We start from the raw sequence: 1081 nt of genomic DNA on the forward strand, positions 1-1081 counted from the left end.
AGTCATGGAACATCTGGAAGATGCACTGGGCAAGGGCGCCCGGGTTATCACCGGGGGCCAGCGCCACGAACGGGGCGGCAGCTTCGTTCAGCCCACGCTGATCACCGGCGTTTCCACCGATGCCCAACTCTGCCAGGACGAAACCTTCGGGCCGCTGGCAGCCATCATTCCCTTTAAAACGGAAGAAGACGCCATCCGCATCGCCAACGACACCCCCTATGGGTTGGCAGCGTACTTCTACAGCGACAATATCCACCGCTGCTGGCGCGTGGCAGAGGCACTGGAAAGCGGCATGGTCGGCGTCAACGAAGGGTTGATTTCCAATGCCACCGCCCCGTTTGGCGGGGTCAAGGAATCCGGCCTGGGCCGCGAAGGCTCCCACCAGGGCATGGAAGAGTACCTGGAAACCAAATACCTGTGCATGGGAAGTTAAGAGCAGGAACGAGTTGAAAGTTAAAAGTTGAAAGGCGCGACAGAGTATTAAGCACGCGAAACATCAGTGCCCGCGTACACAGCCCAAACCGCGCGAAGCTCAACAGGCCGAGAACACAATTACCGTTCTCCGCGTTTTAACTTTCAACTTTAAACTCGCAACTCGGAGTTAAGGATGACGAAACGGCTAAACATCGCCCTGCTCCCCGGCGACGGCATCGGCCCTGAAGTCATGGCCGTGGCCGAACAAGCACTAACACTGCTGATTGACCGCTTTCAGTTGCCGCTGTCCTGTCACTCTTTCCCCTGGCCGTCCCACGCTTGGCACCAGCAACACGGGCAGATGATGCCGGATGATGGCGTGGACCAGTTACGCGCCTTTGATGCCATTTTGTTGGGTGCGCTGGGCGATCCGGGGCCACTGGATGATCCGGACCGTTTTGTGCTGCCCGACAGCATTTCTCTCTCGCCGCTGCTGGCACTGCGCAAACAACTGGACCTGTGGGCCTGTGAACGGCCAGCCCGCTGGCAGCCCGGCGCGCCCCAGTACCTCAGCGATCCCCGCGCCAACGATGTGGACATGCTGGTGATTCGCGAAAACAGCGAAGGGGAATACAGCAACCAGGGCGGTCGCCTGCGAGCCGGCACG

The 1081-nt window shown here is 59.8% G+C and carries 2 protein-coding genes; both read left to right on the forward strand.

The window, feature by feature from the left end:
- A partial coding sequence (locus tag A3730_RS19955; RefSeq protein ID WP_156501267.1) for an aldehyde dehydrogenase family protein occupies window positions 1–433 on the forward strand: 433 nt, incomplete at its 5' end.
- Window positions 434–607: 174 nt separating this feature from the next.
- Window positions 608–1081 (forward strand): isocitrate/isopropylmalate family dehydrogenase (locus A3730_RS19960; protein ID WP_255364295.1); only part of this gene is annotated, 474 nt, incomplete at its 3' end.

The sequence above is a fragment of the Alcanivorax sp. HI0044 genome (assembly GCF_001634945.1).